The 18,255-nt window shown below is 38.2% G+C and carries 18 protein-coding genes; 4 read left to right on the top strand and 14 right to left on the bottom strand.

The window, feature by feature from the left end; genetic code table 11:
• Positions 1–11 precede the first annotated feature (11 nt).
• Genes DXA15_RS00525 through DXA15_RS00510 form a run of 4 tightly spaced genes read left to right on the top strand, consistent with a single transcriptional unit; the run spans position 12 to position 2,846 of the window.
• On the top strand, positions 12–1,046 hold the full coding sequence (locus DXA15_RS00525; RefSeq protein ID WP_009860735.1) for a dehydrogenase: 1,035 nt from the start codon (positions 12–14) through the stop codon (positions 1,044–1,046).
• On the top strand, positions 1,028–1,615 hold the full coding sequence (locus DXA15_RS00520; RefSeq protein WP_128132768.1) for an SIS domain-containing protein: 588 nt from the start codon (positions 1,028–1,030) through the stop codon (positions 1,613–1,615). Before DXA15_RS00525 ends, DXA15_RS00520 begins: the two co-directional genes overlap by 19 nt.
• A gap of 3 nt (positions 1,616–1,618) precedes the next feature.
• Positions 1,619–2,323 (top strand): nucleotidyltransferase family protein, encoded by a 705-nt coding sequence (locus DXA15_RS00515; protein ID WP_128132767.1) that lies wholly within the window; start codon positions 1,619–1,621, stop codon positions 2,321–2,323.
• Positions 2,301–2,846 carry an HAD-IIIA family hydrolase gene (locus DXA15_RS00510; protein WP_128132766.1) on the top strand — a complete coding sequence of 182 codons (546 nt, stop codon included), beginning with the start codon at positions 2,301–2,303 and terminating at the stop codon, positions 2,844–2,846. Before DXA15_RS00515 ends, DXA15_RS00510 begins: the two co-directional genes overlap by 23 nt.
• On the opposite strand, the gene DXA15_RS00505 is transcribed toward DXA15_RS00510, so the two are convergent.
• The 14 genes from DXA15_RS00505 to DXA15_RS00440 all read right to left on the bottom strand — a co-directional run bounded on the left by DXA15_RS00505 (position 2,828) and on the right by DXA15_RS00440 (position 18,247).
• Positions 2,828–3,829 (bottom strand): glycosyltransferase, encoded by a 1,002-nt coding sequence (locus tag DXA15_RS00505; protein ID WP_128132765.1) that lies wholly within the window; start codon positions 3,827–3,829, stop codon positions 2,828–2,830. The genes DXA15_RS00510 and DXA15_RS00505 overlap by 19 nt on opposite strands.
• Positions 3,830–3,834: 5 nt before the next feature.
• Entirely contained in the window at positions 3,835–5,727 is a 1,893-nt protein-coding gene (locus tag DXA15_RS00500) for an RNA-binding domain-containing protein (RefSeq protein ID WP_128132764.1), read from the bottom strand.
• Positions 5,724–8,240, bottom strand: a complete 2,517-nt coding sequence (locus DXA15_RS00495; protein ID WP_128132763.1) for a YfhO family protein — start codon at positions 8,238–8,240, stop codon at positions 5,724–5,726. Before DXA15_RS00495 ends, DXA15_RS00500 begins: the two co-directional genes overlap by 4 nt.
• A gap of 26 nt (positions 8,241–8,266) precedes the next feature.
• Entirely contained in the window at positions 8,267–9,025 is a 759-nt protein-coding gene (locus DXA15_RS00490; RefSeq protein WP_128132762.1) for a glycosyltransferase family 2 protein, read from the bottom strand.
• 43 nt (positions 9,026–9,068) lie between these two features.
• Positions 9,069–10,007: a hypothetical protein gene (locus DXA15_RS00485; RefSeq protein ID WP_128132761.1), complete on the bottom strand. Its 939-nt coding sequence runs from the start codon at positions 10,005–10,007 to the stop codon at positions 9,069–9,071.
• A gap of 27 nt (positions 10,008–10,034) precedes the next feature.
• Complete coding sequence (locus DXA15_RS00480; RefSeq protein WP_233566602.1) at positions 10,035–10,646, bottom strand: glycosyltransferase family 1 protein; 612 nt, start codon at positions 10,644–10,646, stop codon at positions 10,035–10,037.
• Complete coding sequence (locus tag DXA15_RS27820) at positions 10,621–10,770, bottom strand: hypothetical protein (RefSeq protein ID WP_128132759.1); 150 nt, start codon at positions 10,768–10,770, stop codon at positions 10,621–10,623. Before DXA15_RS27820 ends, DXA15_RS00480 begins: the two co-directional genes overlap by 26 nt.
• A 361-nt stretch (positions 10,771–11,131) precedes the next feature.
• On the bottom strand, positions 11,132–11,887 hold the full coding sequence (locus DXA15_RS00470) for a hypothetical protein (RefSeq protein WP_128132758.1): 756 nt from the start codon (positions 11,885–11,887) through the stop codon (positions 11,132–11,134).
• A gap of 155 nt (positions 11,888–12,042) precedes the next feature.
• A complete protein-coding gene (locus DXA15_RS00465; RefSeq protein WP_128132757.1) occupies positions 12,043–12,948 on the bottom strand; it encodes a hypothetical protein in 906 nt (301 codons plus the stop codon).
• 2 nt (positions 12,949–12,950) lie between these two features.
• Positions 12,951–14,036: a glycoside hydrolase family 99-like domain-containing protein gene (locus tag DXA15_RS00460; RefSeq protein ID WP_128132756.1), complete on the bottom strand. Its 1,086-nt coding sequence runs from the start codon at positions 14,034–14,036 to the stop codon at positions 12,951–12,953.
• Positions 14,036–14,881 carry a hypothetical protein gene (locus DXA15_RS00455; RefSeq protein ID WP_128132755.1) on the bottom strand — a complete coding sequence of 282 codons (846 nt, stop codon included), beginning with the start codon at positions 14,879–14,881 and terminating at the stop codon, positions 14,036–14,038. The genes DXA15_RS00460 and DXA15_RS00455 overlap by 1 nt, the downstream gene beginning before the upstream one ends.
• 144 nt (positions 14,882–15,025) lie before the next feature.
• Complete coding sequence (locus tag DXA15_RS00450) at positions 15,026–15,709, bottom strand: methyltransferase domain-containing protein (RefSeq protein WP_233566600.1); 684 nt, start codon at positions 15,707–15,709, stop codon at positions 15,026–15,028.
• An 18-nt stretch (positions 15,710–15,727) separates the two neighbouring features.
• Positions 15,728–17,164 carry a lipopolysaccharide biosynthesis protein gene (locus DXA15_RS00445; protein WP_128132754.1) on the bottom strand — a complete coding sequence of 479 codons (1,437 nt, stop codon included), beginning with the start codon at positions 17,162–17,164 and terminating at the stop codon, positions 15,728–15,730.
• 540 nt (positions 17,165–17,704) lie between these two features.
• The gene (locus DXA15_RS00440; protein ID WP_010801368.1) at positions 17,705–18,247 is read right to left on the bottom strand and encodes an ORF6N domain-containing protein; all 543 of its coding nucleotides are present in this window, start codon (positions 18,245–18,247) and stop codon (positions 17,705–17,707) included.
• Positions 18,248–18,255 lie beyond the last annotated feature (8 nt).

Raw genomic sequence — 18,255 nt, 5'->3', positions numbered from 1 at the left:
GCACATAATCTATGTTATACCGAAGCAAAGCACCTTTCAGACTGGGAATTGCCGGAGGAGGAACAGATGTTTCCCCCTACTCCAACCTCTATGGCGGTGCAATCCTCAACGTTACCGTCAATTTATATGCCCACGCCACTATCCGCCCGCTCGACAACGGGAAAATCAGGTTTGTCCATATCAATGAAAACATTACAGAAGAATTTGACGCTGTAAGCGAACTGCCTCTCGACGGCCCGTTAGTACTGCAACATGGCATATACAATTCAATCGTTTCGCGTTATAACAACGGAGAACCTCTTTCCTTTGAACTGATTACCCAGATGGACGTCCCATCCGGTTCCGGTCTTGGCACCTCTTCCACCTTGGTTGTCGCCATCCTCGGAGCCTTCACCGAATGGTTGCGGTTACCGCTGGGGAAATATGATATTGCCCATTACGCTTACGAAATCGAACGCATCGACCTGAATATGGCGGGAGGCAAGCAGGACCAATATGCCGCTACCTTCGGAGGCGTTAACTTCATGGAGTTTCTGGAAGACGACAAAGTCATTGTCAATCCTCTCCGCATCGGTGATGATATCTTGCAGGAATGGGCCATGAACACCGTCCTCTTCTACACCGAACAACAGCGTTGCTCCGGAAAGATTATCGAAGAGCAGGCCGAAAACGTCAAAAACAATAAAAACGACTCGCTGGAAGCCATGCACAATGTCAAGCATGAAGCATTCCGCATGAAGAATTGCCTGCTGCGGGAAGAATTGCAGGAACTGGGAAAAGCGCTTAACACAAGCTGGACCAGTAAGAAGAAAATGGCCCGCAACATCTCCAACGAATTTATCGACCATATATACGAAACCGCCATGGCCAACGGTGCCCTGGGCGGTAAAATCTCCGGTGCCGGAGGAGGAGGATTCATGTTCTTCTACTGTCCCGGCAATAGCTGCTACAAAGTGTCCGAAGCATTGGACAAGATGCATATCGGACATATACAACAATTTGAATTTTGTAAGAAAGGATTGATTACATGGACAGTAAAGGAATAATCAGAAAACGGCTAGCGCAACACCGCGACATTATCGAACAGATACTGGCGGACGAGAAGCTGCAGGACACAATTGCACAGATCACTGACACGATTGTCACCTGTTTTAAATACGGTGGAAGGGTTTACTTCTGCGGAAATGGTGGAAGCGCCGCCGATGCACAGCACCTGGCAGCCGAGTTCTCCGGCAAGTTTTATCTGGAACGTGACATTTTGCCGTCTGAAGCATTACACTGTAACTCTTCTTACATCACGGCCGTATCCAACGACCTGAGTTTCGAGATCATCTACTCCCGGCTGATTTCGGGTATCGGAAAGGCAGGCGATGTCCTGGTCGGCTTATCCACTTCGGGCAACTCCGCCAATATCGTAAAGGCGTTCGAGACATGCCATGAAAAAGCAATTACAACGGTAGCTTTTACCGGTGCCGACGGTGGCCGCATGCGTGAACTGACAAAACTCCTCATCAATGTGCCGTCTACCGATACTCCACGTATCCAAGAGGCACACATCACCATCGGGCATATCATCTGTGAATTGGTAGAAGCAGAAATATTCGGAAAGGAATAAGGGATGGAATGTATCATACTGGCGGGAGGAATGGGTACCCGGCTGCAAAGTGTAGTGTCTGATGTTCCCAAATGCATGGCTCCGGTAGCCGGGCATCCTTTCCTGCATTACCTGATTACAACGCTGATTGAAGCCGGATTCAAACATATCATCCTTTCCTTAGGGTACAAACATGAGATTATCGGGGAATGGCTCGGGGCAAACCGCTTCTCCGCCGACATATCGACCGTAGTCGAAGAAGTCCCGCTCGGAACAGGAGGAGCAGTAAAGCTGGCACTTTCAAAAGTCCGTACAGAGAATGTGTTCGTCCTGAACGGCGATACATTCTTCGGTCTGAATTATCCGGAGTTATTAAACCTCCACAGGCAAACCAGCGCATCAGCAACCCTCGCATTGAAAAGAATGGAGAAGTTCAGCAGATACGGGGTTGTCGACATCGAACAGGAATCCCGCCGTATCCTGCGTTTCAACGAAAAGCAATATTGCGAATCGGGCCTTATCAACGGAGGCATCTATCTGATTAACCGCAACGAACTGGACGGCTATCCGGCAAAGTTTTCACTCGAAAAGGATTTCTTTGAGGCAAAAGTCACCACCTCCATCCTTTCCGGATATATATCGGAAGGATATTTCATAGACATCGGTATCCCTGACGATTACGCACAAGCTCAAACAGACTTCAAAGATGGAAGATATAAAGCCTTATAACACATTATTCCTGGACCGCGACGGGGTTATCAACCAGCAACGTCCGCACGACTATGTCAAAACAACCGGGGAATTTATCTTTATCGACGGAGCATTGGAAGCCCTGAGGCTACTCTCCCCCCTGTTCAAACATATCATAATTGTCACTAACCAGCGCGGAGTCGGAAAAGGCATAATGACCCGGAAAGATCTGGAAGAGATACATGCTTATATGATGAATGAAGTCTCCGGACAGGGAGGAAGGATAGATAAGATATATGTTTGTACCGATACCAGCGATTACAGTAAGAACCGTAAACCCAACACAGGCATGGCACTTCAGGCCAAAGATGATTTCCCGGACATTGATTTCCTGAAAAGTATAATGGCAGGAGATAGCATCAGTGACATGCTGTTTGCCAAAAATGCCGGGATGAGAGGAGTATTTATAGGAAACAAATATGGCCCGGGAGAAGTATCAAAAACACTCTACCAGGCCCATTATGCGGATTTGCTGAGTTTTGCTCAGGCTTTCTTCTTATAATGCTTCTTCAGCTCTGCCTCAACGTCTACTTTCTGCTTTAAAATCACCTTGCGGACAAATGCACCGATAAATCCCATACCATAACCGCCTAATTGAATAAAGCTGGTCACGATGGAAAGTAAAGCGATCGGCAGGCTTTTATTGACAAACAGAGATTCCAAGAACAGCGCCAGTATATAAACACCCAACGGCAGTAAAGCCCAGGGACAGATTAACGACGATAACAATAAAAACAACACTCCCAGTACAAAACAGGCAGGCAACAGATGAACCAGCTTCAACGAATCCGGATGCATCTGATATAAATCCACACGCGCCATTCCAAAAACATACACTTGTCTGTAGAATGATTTCAGACTCACGCGGCGCTTATGATACACATAGGCTTCCGGAAACAACTCTACACTAAAACCGGCTTTACGGATACGGGTACTTAAATCAATATCCTCTCCGAACATATCCTTAAAGCCGCCTACCTTCTGATAAACTTCCCGCGAGAATCCCATATTGAATGTACGGGGCACGAACTTCTCCAGCCCTTTCTTACTTCCACGGATACCGCCAGTTGTCAGAAACGAGGTCATCGAATAGCTAATAGCTTTCTGCATCAGGGAAAAAGAGGCATGTGCCCTGTCCGGCCCGCCGAAGCAATCCGCATTCGTCTCTTTCAGATAATTCGTAACCTTCTCGAAATAGTCTTCCGGAATAATACAATCTGAGTCGAAAAAGACCTGATATTTACCTTCGGCACGTTCCATGCCATAATTACGGGTCAGGCTTCTGCCCGAATTCGGTTTGAAAAAGTAACGTACATTCAGCTGGTCTTCATATTCTTTGACTACCTCGTCGCAACGAACCGCTGAACCATCTTCAATAATCAGCACCTCAAAATCCTTGCAAGTCTGATGCAATAAACTTTCAAGCAATTCCCGAACTTCAACCGGACGGTTATATACGGGGATTATGATTGAGTAAGATATCATAAATTTTACTTTTGTTTTTTTCTATAAGCTTGGTTTGGATGATTCGGGATGGTCGGATAAAGACGCTCTAAACGCTCCTGAGCCAAAAGGAGAGGCAATAAAACATTCTTAATGCGAGCGACAGACTTTCCTGTACAAGAAGCTATTGCATCTACCGTCATATATTCCTGAACACAAATATCCTCTATCAAAATCATTAAATCTTCTTTTTTCATTCTTTTCGGAGGTGTCATCGTTTCTCCCGAGGTGTCATCGTTTCTTCCTGGAGGTGTCATCGTTTCTCTTGAGGTGTCATCGTTTCTTCCTGGAGGTGTCATCGTTTCTCTTGAGGTGTCATCATTTCTCCCCGGAGGTGTCATCATTTCTTCAAAAAGATCCTTTTGAACAGATTTTTTCTCTTCGCGTAAATTCAAATGGTAGACAGTCCATCGTCCTTTATTTTCTGCGACCAAGTATCCCTCATTGCATAAATCTTTCAATAACTGAGATATTTCCGTTGAATGTTTATTTATCAGTTGCTGTAATCTGACATTAGACACACATCCTTCCATTTCGGCAGTCGTGAGTGCAATTAATCCGTCACCATATAAATGGGTAATTTCTTCCCCAAAAACAGAGATAAGTTTATTTATACTTTTTTGAGGCAATAACTGCTCCATACTCAGGCACAACTCAACTCTATCCGGACGAGGCAACACATTTATCAGAGGCTTTCTCCAATGTGCTCCTTCCCAGGCATTCATAATCCGAGTGCTTCCGGAACCAGCCTTTTCTCCATACCCTAAAAGCAGAAACATTGTTTGGATACTATTATTACGCGGAACGCTAATGCCTCCTTTATAATATTGAGCTTGACTTATCAGTAGACATCCCGGATTAGAGAATAAGAAACAATCCGTATACTTCTTTATTACAACTCCCCCTATCCCGAAATAATCCGCATGAATCAAAGTATTAGCCAATGCTTCCCGTAAGGCTTCATGAACAGCCCCTTCATCATGCCTTTGACCATTCTTTAGCTTAAATGTTTTCGGAAGAGAACGACTCACCTTAGGCCACACCAAATGAAAAAATTGAAATAGATTAGCCTCCCAGGTCCCATCCGGATAAACTCTGTCTATCCAACGTTCTCCGCTTTCCGGTATCTCTTGATAATCTACATGATAATCAGGAAAAGCCTCTACTATACTTTCTGTTTTACCAAACATCAATAAACCAGCAACCGTCAAGCCTTCTTTTCCTGTATACCTATCCTTTTTCCAACCGCCTAATTTCAGTAATAACCCTTTATCATCCCATTTTAAAAAAGGATGGCCCGGTCTTACACTACCTAGCAACTGACGATATTGAGCGACAGATACTTCATCAAGATCTTCCAATGTATAGTTCTCCAAAATTCTGGAGTCGGGTTTGTCTGGCAAGCTATCGGCAAGCATTCTTTTTACTTCGTCCGGAGTACATTTATAATCTCCCGTATGACAACGCTTATAAGTACCTTTCATCGGATCTGAACCGATATAAACAGGACGATTCCTATAATCAGCACAAGAAATACGGAAGGTTAAAATAAATTGTCCTTCTTGTATCTCAAGCATCTGTACATCATTTTCCAACAATAGATTAAAGCTAACCTTTTCCCTATTATTAACCTGATTCCAAAAATCATCTTGAAACTTACGCATCACCATCTGTGGCAGACCATCATAGAAGCATTGGTCATCCTTTTCTGAAATGCCTAGGATGATGATGCCGCCTTCGGTATTTGCAAAAGAAGAATAAGATTCCCAAAAGCTCTTAGGAAATCCACCTTTCGCACTTTTAAACTCCAGATCAAAAGATTCCGTCAGCAATCCTTTATTCTCCAGAAATTCCACTATGGAACTATAATTGTCTTTCATTCACGACTCTTCTGCCAATATTTCCAGCCGGACCATCCAACTGCAGCAATCAGCAATAACAAGATTAGGAAAGAACTATAAGCAGACACATTAGCGGCAAGCACATAAGTATCCGGATGGAAATCAAAAACGATTGTATGTTCTCCCGCGGGTACCAGCATTCCACGTAAAATCCAGTCGGCACGGAAATGGGTCGCTTCTTTTCCGTCTATTGTAACTTTCCAACCCGGATAATAGATTTCGGAGAAAACTGCCAGTTGTTCTGAAGATGCTTTCGTTTTATATGTCAACCGGTTAGGACGGTACTTTTCCAACACAATCGTTGCCGTGGAATCTACCTGCGGAGTAAAGCCTTCCAGGTCTTTCGCAAAGCGCTTATCCACCACTGCTGTCTTCAACGGATCAATCGTATTCAAGGCTTCAATCTCAGCATCCGCATTTTCTACAATATCCACCTTATCTACAAACCATGCATTTCCATAAGCATACGGATTTCGAATCGGCGCCTGGTCCGGATTATAAATAATATACCGTGTATTCAACATGTTTAAAGAAGGAGAGGCTGCCAGGACAGGCATTATATCCTGTATGCTCTGCGCCTTTTGCAAAGCACCGATAATATTACGGTATTCACCATCCAGACGATAATCAATCAATTCTTGATAACGGCGTAATTTAACGGCATGATATCCTCCAATCGAATGATGGAAGTAAGAAACATTTGTATCCTGCCACGGATTATTCAGTCCAAACACACGGAAAGATTCATCCGTATCCTTAAATATCTCTTTATCAGCAACACTTTCCTTATAAGATTCTTCCGCTTTTTCCTTTACATAATTACTATCGTCCAGATAACGACGGTCGACAGACCATAAATCAACCAATATCAACACGGCCATACCTGCACTCACAATCATAGAAGCAATCGTCTTATTTTTCGCCTTCCAGTACCAAAGCAATAAACCGGCTCCCAACAAAATAAAAATCAAAGAACGCAATGCATCCGACGAAGCCAGCGAAGCACGGTCCATCAACAAAGCTGTATAATACCATTCCGGAACCTGGTTCTGGAACTGTGCATCATAAGCAGAATGGAAATTCAATAATAATGAAGGTATCAGGAAAACAATCAGACAAATACCACCAGTTATGCCTAAAGACCATAAAAAGCCCTTTTTCATCGTTTTATCATCCACATTTCCCCTGAATATTTCCCGTAATCCCCAAATAGCAACAAGAGGAAATACCAATCCTGGAATCACCAGAGCCATTTCTACTGTTCTGAACTTATTATACAACGGCAAATAATGGAACATTATATCATTGAATGCATCAAAATTACGCCCCAAGGCCAGGAATGTAAGGAAAACAGCCCCGCCAAACAACCACCATTTCATCGGGTTACGCACCACGAACATCCCCAATACAAACAAGAAACATACCAATGCTCCAAAATAAACAGGTCCTGATGTAAATGGTTTATCCCCCCAATAAGTATAAGTCTGAACCTCTTTTCCCACCTGGGCACCGTTTTTCTTCAATTCCTTATACAACTCGGAAGAACTGCCTAATGTACCTCCCGAACTACCTCCATATACATCGGGGATCATGACAGTCAATAACTCCTTCCAGCCATAACTCCATTGGAAAGCATAATCTTTATCCAAACCGGAAGAAGCTTTCTCCACTTTTCCCGTTTCGTCTGGTTTAGGCGTCAGTTCAGAGGCTCCACGGATAGAATGTTGTCCCAAATCCCAGTTGGAATACATATGTTTTGCATTGGGAAGGACTGCTAAAACTACACATGCCAGCATAATCAAAGACGTTTTAAGCCAGTCGGCAGTCTGCTTTTCCTTAAGCATCTTGATAGAATATCCCAAATAGATGAAGAAGCATAACAAAACCAGATAATAAGTTATCTGAACATGCCCGTTTAACAAAGAGAAAGCTACTCCTAAAAGGAACAGGACTGCTCCCCAAAGCCATTTTCGTTTAAACAGCAAGAACATACCCGCCAACGTTACAGGCATATACCCTATCACATAAGCCTTTACAATATGTCCCGCTTCAATAATGATTATATTATAAGAAGCAAAAGCAAAGGCAATCGCTCCCGCTATCGCCAGCCACCAGTTCACTCCCATGATGCACATCAACAGATAAAAACAGACCAATCCGGTAAAAACCATGGCAGCATGAGTATATCCCGGAGTCTTCAACCATCCGTCAACAATGCCATAAGAGGGCAATTCCGGAGCCGGACTTCCATATCCCGGTCCATAAGGCATCCCCGAAAACATAGCATCCGACCATACACTAAACTCACCCGGTTCAGCAGTCTTTGCATATTTATCGACCTGACTTCCTCCCATGCCGGCAGCTTTCACATTATCACCTTGTCTGATAACCTTTCCATCAAACACTGCGGGAGAGAAATAAGCCATCACCAACCCTAAAAACAAGACAAGGGCAGCCACATGCTTACCCACATTTTTCATCATACTATGCATAATATGTATCTTCTATATATTTTCGTTTACACTCTACCTTTGAACCACTTAGCAAAATAAAAGCGAATAGCAAACCAGACATGGAGCAAAGATGTTGATATTACTCCATAATACCGGCACATAATATCATATCTTTCTTTCAAAGAGGCTTTGCGCTGGGTCGTACTAACCCCACCATCCAGGAAGTTAGATAATGTCATTCGCGTATTATATATTTTACCTGCTTGTTTCATACATTTGATACACCAGTCGAAATCAGCAGAATAGCGATATGTTAAATCATATAACGGAGCAATACTACGTTTTGTTATAAATGACTGATGACAAACTAACATGCCCATTCGGAAACTTTTCCATGTAAGTTTGTTTGGGGCCTTCAATCTCCGTTGTCCTAACGATTTACCTTCTTCATCAACAATAACTGTTTCTCCATAAATAATATCAGGCAGAACTTTCTTCTTCTGGACTAAAGAGGCAACTCGTTGTACGATATCGGAAGTAAATAAAGAATCCCCGGCATTAATAAACCACACATAGTCGCCCGTAGCCTTCTGAAGACCTTTATTCATTGCATCATAAATACCTTTATCCGGCTCACTTACCCAATAGGAAATTCCGGAAGCATATTGCTTTATAATATCCACCGTCCCATCCGTCGAGCCTCCGTCAATAACGATATATTCAATGTTCGGATACGATTGGCTCAGCACCCCAAGAATAGTCTGCTCTAACCAACGGGAAGCATTATAGGTGATTGTTATGATTGAGAAAACTGGTTGTTGCATTAATTAGACTTTCCTATTTGTATTTACATTAAAAATTTACGGCTTACTTTAGTTTCGCCTTAACAAAATTAACCACCATCTTCGGATTATTGATTGCCTTTTTTATGCCTTTTAAACGGGCATTCAGAATATCCTTCGATAATAACCATTTTAAATCATACCAGAAACCTGAATGGTGAACTTTGTTCTTATCTAATATATATTTAAAGATAGAGTATTTTGAACGCCCTTGAAAATGAAGACAGTAAAAACGGATTAACGAGTTATCACTTTCCAGTTTTCCGTAAGGAAGATTTTCTTTCCAGTAGACTTTCTTTTTACCATTTTTCATTTCAAAACCAGCAGACCATGTAATACAACCATCAAAGCAAGAGCCTTCTATTGGAGTTGCAATATCTATAACATTACATTTAACATTCTCCTGGTACCAAACAAATGCGGTCATATCACAAATCCCACCTAATTTTTTTTCAGACTTCAAGTTTTCATAAATCCCATCCATTTTATTTATATAAGAAGGAGATGTGTACATCAACATCATATAATCGCAGAAACTTTTAATTGAATGAGCATTAAACAAAGAACAGCCTGGCCCCAATTTATTGCAAATAGTAAAATCACAGCCTAAATACTGATTAAAGACATCATCAACATTACAATAGAACAACACATCAGAATCCATACACAAAAAATCCTGCAAGCCATTTTCTTTAACAAAGTCGTTAATGACAAACCACCTTTGAAAACAAAAGAGCTCATAATCATATGGATTAGATGATCTATGCTTATAAATTTCTCCAAAATGTATAAGGCCCTCTGAATAGTTCTTTATATCATAATGCTCTACAAAATCATAGCACTTTGTACTTTCATCACTAATCAGACAAATCCGGCTATTAGGATTAAACAATCGTAACTGCCTCAGTACTATAGGTAAATAGAAAGTATTACCCTTGTGAACTATTAAAATCGGTATATTCATAAGCTACTATAACTCCCCCCAATAATATCAAAATGCATATTTATTATAAACTTCACAAGTATTTTTCACCATCAAATCTATTGAAAAGTCTTTCAGCCTTATCCTTCCTGCATCCCTTAAATCATCAGCAAGATACTTATTTTCAATAACTTTACGTACAGCCTCTGTTATCGAATCCAAATCAGATGGGTCAAAATAAACAGCCGCATTTTCGGCTATCTCAGGGAAACAACTTGCCTTGCTCAAACAAACCGGACAATCATTTTGAAATGCTTCCAATATAGGAATGCCAAATCCCTCATAAATAGATGGGTAAACAAAAGCTAACGCATATCTGTAGAGAGAAGCCAGCTCACTATCTGAAACTGATTTTTGAATAACCCGGTCTATTAATTTGATTTGATTTAATTGTTCCAATTCTTCTCGGCTAAAGGGATTCCCTGTACATACAATTTTTAAATCCTTATATTTGTTCAATAGAGGAACCATTGCCTTTATAAAGTTCCAGAAATTTTTATAGCCTTTACGTTCCCCCACAAACAAAAGATAATTATCAAAAAGAGCCCCCGCTGATTTACAATGCTGCTTATAGCCATGATATACGACTGTAATTTTATCTGCTAATGCCAAACAGTTCAACCAAATCCTTTTTAGTATTCTGGCTAACAGCTATGATATGTGCAGCTTCTTTTGCCAATAAACGTTTATTTTCAGATGTATTATCATACGTCAAGAATAAATCAGGAAACTTCTCATGATTCATATCATGGACAGTAATGACAAAAGGCTTCTTGATTTTTTTATAAAATATGGATCATAATAAGTAGGATGAAACAAATTAAATTCATTCTTCTTTATTGCCTGATTAGACAATGTTGTATTTCTATGATAGTAATATAATCTTTTTAATCTAAAAGGAAGTATATCTGAAAACTTCCTCGTTACGACATCCTCTTTTTCTCTTAAATAATGGTTTTCACTGTATAAGATAGGTAATTCGCCCTCATATCCAAGAGGCAAATCGAATATCAAGTCAGAAAAATATCGGGTAATTCCTCCATATTTTTGCATTGAAAACATTTGATGATCATACAAAACCTTCATAGAGTACCTATTATTTGTTCTTAATATTTATATTTCGCATATATTACACCTTTTCTAAAAATAGAGGAAATATCTATTGAATCATAATCTACATCCGAATAAACATCCAACATATATCCTTTAGAAATAGATAACAAGTAATTATCTCCCAACATTTCGGAAATCATTTTCTCATCATTTGGACGATGGTAGGAACATACTATTATTTTTTTCAGCACTCCATTTTGAATCATTTTCTCTGCTCCTTTTAACATAACTTCTTCTGCCCCCTCAATATCAGCTTTTATAGTAGAAAGATTTATGCCCTTTTCATAAAAATAATCATCCAGCCGAATCATACACCCTTCCGAGTTATCCGATACATATTTATTTATAATACGAACCTTCTCTTTCCAAGGAGAAAAAGTTAAATTAAGAGCTTCTATCCATCCTTCATCGCATTCAAACAAATATAGGGTCTTTACACTTTCAATAAGACTTAATCCCCATATACCTTCAGCTGCACCTATATCCGCTACAATTTCATTTTGAAAAGACATCTCCCCAAATGAATAACTGTGAGGAGAATCTTTATCTTGTTCTATACATAAACACCGATACAAATCCTTTATTGCACTTTTTGATAATTCTCGCTTAAAATAAAGCCTTTTCCCTTTATGATTTACATAGAAGAGTCCATTACTTTTATCTTTTGTCAATTTGATTTTTTGTGTCAAATACTTGTTTCTAAAAGAATAGTTTATTTGTGAAATCAAAGAATATCTTAAATATTCCATAATCTCTTTTTTATCTTGTAAGGGCAATTTACAACTTGCCGACTCCAAATACAATTTAGTTTTTCTAGTTAATCGATACCTTTTGGTGTTGAGAAAAGATTCAATCACATATTTGAAGAACAGTAAAAATCGAATATACATAAAACTCATGATATTTAATACATGCCTAAAAAATAACGCACCAGCCTTTTATAAGAAAAAAATTGGTGGGCAACAGTAAAATCATCAATTTCCACATTTGCCTTTATATAAACCGGATGTTTTAAAGGGAATTTCATTTCCTCAGAAGGAACGAATAAATCATCATTCCGGGCAGTAGTATGTGTAGCCTCAATTGAATGCAGACCAATATTTGTAACTAAGTTAACCATAGGATAAATCGATAATCTATTCTGGAGTCTATGCATAAAAAAATATTGAGCATCCCAGGTATTAATACCCCTATTACCTCCTAACACATCTGAAAGAAAAGTTGAAAAATATATTTCTTCCTTCAAATTTCGGAATAAACCTTTCCGCTTGTACTTGTCGTCTCGAACCTCATTCCAATAAGGAAAATTCACATCATAATCTTTCCAGACCCTCCGCCAGGAAGCCCATCCCCAAATATGGGATACAGAGCAAAAATCATAACTATACTCACTCTTTACATCATTTCGCAAAAAGTTATTTCCCCCAATGTGTCCAATACGCTCATCATCCTTATATTTCAACAATAATTCTTCGCAGAAAGGGAAAAATGACAAATCCGGCAAACAATCATCTTCTAAGATTACACCATATTCTTCACATTCAAAAAACCATGAAATAGCAGTCGAAACAGCCATTTTACAACCTAAGTTAGTATCACGAAATAGAGTATGAACTTCACAAGGCCAATCAATTAAATCAATAATATGACGGGTTTCCTGACTTCGTTTGATTTCATCCGAGCGATTCTCACGTGGAGCATCTGCTGCTATATACAGCTTTGTTGGCTGAATTTGCTTAATGCGTTCAAATACTCTTCGTGTAGTATCCGGACGTGCAAATATTAAAAATAAAATAGGGGTCCGATACATATTTACTTTTTTAGTCCGTTAGCCAAAGCCTCTAAATAACCTCTACCGTTCTTCAAATCTGGTTCCATATAATTACCTTCGGCCCATTCATTCCATGATTTCAATATGACAATTTTGTGTTCATCCGATTTATCAGATATTGACTTAACCACAGTCTCCACATGCTTCTGAAACAAAGCTGGGGTTGAATTTTTTAGTATAGAACCATATTTACCAGTTCTTGGAGAATGATCCCAATTAGGAACTAAAGTAGGATACACATTCTCTCTTTTATCTTCCAGACCAGAGAAATATTTCATTGCATCTTTATATTCATACCAAAATCCATGTTTAAATATCTCTCTATTAATTTTATTAATTGCCATTCTTAACAAAGACAACCCTACTCTTTGATATTCAAACAATCGGACAACATTAACAGCATTATATCCTAGCGCCAACAAAGTATCTATATAATCAGGTCGGTAAGTATGAGCTACAAAATGGATTCCAAAAAGTCCATTTTGTTTGGCAAGTTCTTGCCAACAATCTATAAACTCTTTGGAATCAGGAATTTCCTGCGGTGAAAAAACTAAAAAGAACGGTTTACCATCAACCGTCACATAACGTTTATCCTTAAAAGCAGGCAACACATCATAAAAATGTTTTTTGTAATCTTCTATTCCATTATAAGTTTGTCTCATTACTGGCTCTTTAGTTTTCAAGCCACAATAAATACCATGCCAACTATGATTAGCCCATGCAAGACAAAAAGGGAAATCAGGCTTTCCCGAAGATAATACTTCATTAAATGGGCGTTCTAACAATCTGCGTCCATTACCAAACCAATAATGCCAATAGCAAAAACCTTCAACACCATATTCTCTAGCCATCTCTGCCTGAGCTTCTCTTGTTTCAGAAACTCTAAGATCATAATAACCTAAATCTGCAGGAATTTGCGGTTGATAATGTCCTCGAAATAGAGGTTTAGCTTTACCTACATTTGTCCATTCTGTAAAACCTTTACCATACCACTTGTCATTTTCCGGTATAGGATGATATTGAGGTAGATAGAAAGCTAATACTCTTGCTTTATTATTTTGTTTCATTAAAAAATCGTTTGTTCTCCTGTTTTTCCAATCATACCATGATAAAAACCATACAATAGGCCTTTTATCTTAGCGAACTTATTATCTTCGTAACATATAACAAAAAATAATCTTTTATAGAACCAATAGTACAGAAATCCTTTCCAATTAGCCCATGGATATAAGCGTTTTGTTATTATACCATTTCTTACAATATAATAAGATCTTACTGGCGAATATTCATTGGGAAAGAATGTTTTCCACAAAAATTTATGTTTTGTCTTTTGGTATCCGGCACCATGAACTAAGTATACTTGTGGCATCACACGGGTAGTGATGCCACTTTTCTTTGCACGCAAAGAAAACTCAGTGTCTATCGCATCAATGAAAAAGTCATCCCGAAACAAGCCGATTTTAGAAAAAACTTCTACAGGATATACACTTCCAGATGTCATCGTTGTTTCTACTTCAATAAAGCCGTCATCTATAGATGTATACAATGCTTTGTCATGAAGCAAATAGTTCGGGGAGAAAATAGACCTGATATTTGATTCCTTGATCGTTTTCAAATACAACTTGAAATCTTTTTTCACAAAATGACTATCCTGATCCATCGTCAATAAATAGTCATATTGATTTTCTTTCGCATACAAGATAGCTTTATTTAAAGCTTTTCCTATTCCTAGATTTTTACCTACTCCCATCAAAACGATTTTCTCTTCCCAAGTTGGAAAATGCAAATCCAATTGATTTCCAGGGGTATTATTCCAAATAATCAACTTATCAAGTAAATCTATATATGATGCGATATTTTTCCAAACTTCATCAGTTGGGTAATAAAATATCACGATTCCAAGCGTTTTCATATTATTTCAACTTACGCCCTAGTATATAAATATTATCCCAGCCTTCCTGAGAATATATAATCTCCAAATTAAAGTATGAGAAAATCTTTTCCAATAGCTTAACAGTAAAAATATGATGATGAAAACAACGATTTTCATCATTTTTCATAGACGTCCTATGAAAACATCTTTGTTATTACCCACAACATCCTTATCCGGATCATGCAATTCTATTATTTCATCGAAATGCGTCATATCGTTTTCATTCACATCATTTGCATAGTCCTCCAACAAATGAGAAAAGGAAGTATCGGGTCTTCTATGATCAAAATTAGAAATTTTATTAGGTAAAATAAGAAGGATATATCCACCTGCATTCAATACGTTCAACCAACTTTTAACGGCTTTGAGTGGATTAGCGACATGCTCTAAGCAATTTGATGAAATGATAAAATCATACATTTTACCGACAATCATTTTTATTTCTGTTGCTTCTCCTATGAATTGAGTTCCTAAATTTACACCTTTGTATTTGTATGTACCTTGACTCAAATTACCCTCCCAAACCGTTTGATAAGAGTAGTTACATCCATCAACCCTATTAGCCACAGAATAGATCGGCAAATTACCTTCTTTACTAAAAATATAAGATCCTCCGCCTACTTCCAAGCCGTTCTTATTCTTAAACAACGGTAAAAATTCTATCAGCTTCCGTTTAATCTGAGGTTCCTTGAAACAATATTTAAGAGCCTGTGGATTACGGATATAATTTAATATGGTCCCTAAAAAACAATTATAAATTATCACCCTAAATCCTACAGGAAGTTTTCTATACAATTTTACAATCATACAATATGCTGTTTCTATTTATTTTTTAAAAATAAAAGAAATACTCTCTCTCAATACAACAGACCTCGTTAGCCACAATATCAAAATATACAGTACCGCTACAATAACAATTTTGGCAGTAAGCAAATAATACAAATTATTAATACCTATTGTTGCAAACCAAGATATAGAAAAACAGAAAAAAACGAGTAATAAATAAGGAGAAATATCCCGCAATAACTCAATTGTTTGAATACCAATATATTTTTTACCACAAAAATGCCATCCAAAATTTAATAAAAGAGTAAGAGCGGAACATCCTATTATCATTGGGAAAATTCCATAAGAAGCTAAAAATAAAGCCAATAATAAATTAAGACCATAAAAAGTAGAACTTACATAAAGTATAATGTTCGACTTGCCATGAGAAAATAGTATTGCCCAATATAAATTAGTAATAAAACTAAATGAATACGCAATAGTCAGAATTTGAAGATAAGGAACACTATTGAGCCACTTTTCTCCAACTGTTAGTAATATAAACTCTTTGGCAACAAAAGCCAGTCCCAATAATACAGGAAAAGAAATAAAAGCACCAAATCGTAACATTTTTCTAAAAACTTTCTTCTGTCGTTCTTTGTCATCCGCGACCTCAACCAAAACAGGTTGTGCCACCCCCTGTATCATATTGCTTATTGTCATATTCCCTAAGACCATCCATTTATTCCCTTGTGAATAGTAACCCGTATCTGTATCTGTATAGAATTTACCCAACAGTACAGAAAAAATATTCATATTCACTTGCCCTAAAATATTATTAAATAATATTTTAGAACTAAATCCAAACATTTCTTTGATTGGAGAAAGATCAAAGGAAAGGGTTGGTCTCCACCCAGAAAAACACCAACGCAATAAGGTTGCCACTAAACATTGAGAAACTAATTGTATAGCTAATCCCCAATAGGCAAAATCCAGCAATGCAAATATTAAGCCAACTCCTCCTGAAATAGATACAGCAGCGACATCAATAATTCCTCGTTGCTTCACCTTTAACCTCTTAAATAAAATAGCATTATGTGCTATCCCAAAACTTGAAATCAAGAAACTTAAGAATAATACACGGGAAAGATTAAGAAGAACCGGTTTATTATAAAATTGGGCAATCAGAGGAGCAGCAAGAAATAAAATCATATAAATAACTATTCCACAAAACGCACTAAACCAAAAGACAGCATTATAGTCCTCATGCCGAATAGTCTTTTTATTAATCAACGCCGTAGTAAAGCCACTATCCATAATCGTATTGGCAATAGCACTAAAAATAGCAAGCATAGCCACCAATCCATAGTCATCCGGACTAAGTATACGGGCTATCACAATCCCAAATACCATTCCTATTATTTGTTGGAAGAACGTACTAATCCCTCCCCAAAAAAGGCCTTTAGCCGTTTTATCTTTCAAAGTTTCCTCAGCCATAATCACTAACAGGAATAAGGCATTTCTAATTTTAGTTTTGATTTTTCTTTCAAAACAACTGTCATACTCTCATTTAAACACTTATACAGTTTCAATTTCATTACACACAGGCTATGACAGTATACATGATAGATACAAACTACCCTATCATACTATCATAAAAACAGCTATCTTTTTTCAAACAGTATATTGTTTATTTTCAAAGATATAACTATATAAATCATTGACACCCGGGTCTTAACCATCTCCACACCCGGGTGTCAGCACCGTTCAAACCGGGGTATAAAAACTGTCGAAATAGGGGTCCCGGGAAAATTTTCTCCCTGTTTTAGCTAAAAAAGATAACTACTTTGACAAATTAAATGCCATACTTAACACAAAACAGACGGAGAGTAGGACGGTAATGACAGTTTATGATAGTTCTATGATAGATAAATTCATCAACCATCATAGTTATATATCCTGTAAATCAAAGAGTACAAACAAAATATGATAGTATGATAGTTATTTTTCAAAAAACTTCTTTATGACCAATCACTCTTATCTTCTTTTCACCGTATGCTTAAACTTTAAAACAGCCAGATTCAATTCTATTGTCGTTTCCGAATCTGTTACTTTCGGTTCATCATCTAATAAGTCAGCCATTAACTCACTCGTGCGCTGCATAAGTGTTTTCTGCTGTGCTTCATCGGCGGTAGGTAACTGTAAAACAGTTCTGGACAATTCCTTGATTCTTGCAAAAGCTTCAACGATTGCGATTGTTGTCTGCGTTGCCTTGTTACTTTTCAGGATTGTTGCCAACATGTAAAGTCCTTTTTCAGTAAAAGCTGTCGGAAGAGCTGTTGAATGTTTTAAAGGATTGAACCGGTCAAAATTTTTGACCAGTTCGGCTTTCTCAACTTTATTACATTCGATTAAATATCCGGCAGGAAATTTATCCGGATTATTTTTGACTGCCTGATTTATTTCTTTTGTTTCTACATCATAAAGCATAGCGACATCCCTGTCAAGCAGAACTCTTTGATCCCGTAATTCAATTATGCAACTTTCTACATCACTGAATCTAATCACATTTTCTTTCATAGTTAATT

Source organism: Parabacteroides sp. AM58-2XD, from assembly GCF_003463685.1.
Taxonomy (GTDB): domain Bacteria; phylum Bacteroidota; class Bacteroidia; order Bacteroidales; family Tannerellaceae; genus Parabacteroides; species Parabacteroides segnis.
Note: the sequence above shows the minus strand (reverse complement) of the source record. Positions and strands in the feature narration are given on the sequence as shown.